Annotated in this window: 1 protein-coding gene; it reads right to left on the reverse strand. The window is 71.9% G+C overall.

The annotated features are described in order from the left end of the window. Nucleotides 1-185 precede the first annotated feature (185 nt). On the reverse strand, nucleotides 186-645 hold a 460-nt coding region (locus OOT08_RS05505), incomplete at its 5' end, for an aminotransferase class I/II-fold pyridoxal phosphate-dependent enzyme (protein WP_325091575.1).

Here is a 645-nt window from a genome sequence, read left to right on the forward strand (position 1 = left end):
TGATCGGGCCGGGGATCTCGGTGACCAGTTCGGGACGCTGCAACGCGGCCGGGGCGGTGGTGGGGTGATTCATGATGCGTCCCTTCGTGGTGGTGAGGTGGGTCCTCGGGGGTGGTGGGTCGGTGTGACGGATTCGGATGACGGCTTCCGTGTGACGGTTTCCGGGTGGTGGGTGCGTCCGCGGGCTACCCCGCGACGTCGTTCCCTGCCGCGTCGGCGAGGTCGGCGGCCAGCTGGGCCAGTTCGTCGTCATCAAGGGTGTGCACGGTGAGCCGGAGGTGGCGCTCCTGCCCGGGGCTCGGTCGCTCCAGGGCGAAGCTGCTCCCCTCCCGGGCGATCCAGCCGCGGCGCATGAGCCGGGTCTGCACCTCGGCCGCGTTCGCGCCCGTGTCCACCCAGACGTTGAGCCCGTCGCGGCTCTCGGAGGCGAGCCCGACCCTGCGGAGCTGGGCGGCGCAGGCCGCGTTTCGCTCCGCGTAGTGCTCTCCCGCGGCGCGGATCTGCGCGGCGGTGTCCGGGTCGGTGAGCATGGCGTGGGCGAGGCGCTGGAGCAGGTGACTGACCCAGGTAATGCCGCCGCTGATTCGGGAGCTCAGCCGTTCGGCCGTTTCGGGATCGCTCGCGACGAGCGCCACGCGCAGGTCG

The sequence above is a fragment of the Leucobacter sp. M11 genome (genome assembly GCF_035726885.1).
In the GTDB taxonomy this organism is placed as follows: Bacteria; Actinomycetota; Actinomycetes; order Actinomycetales; family Microbacteriaceae; genus JAPFRB01.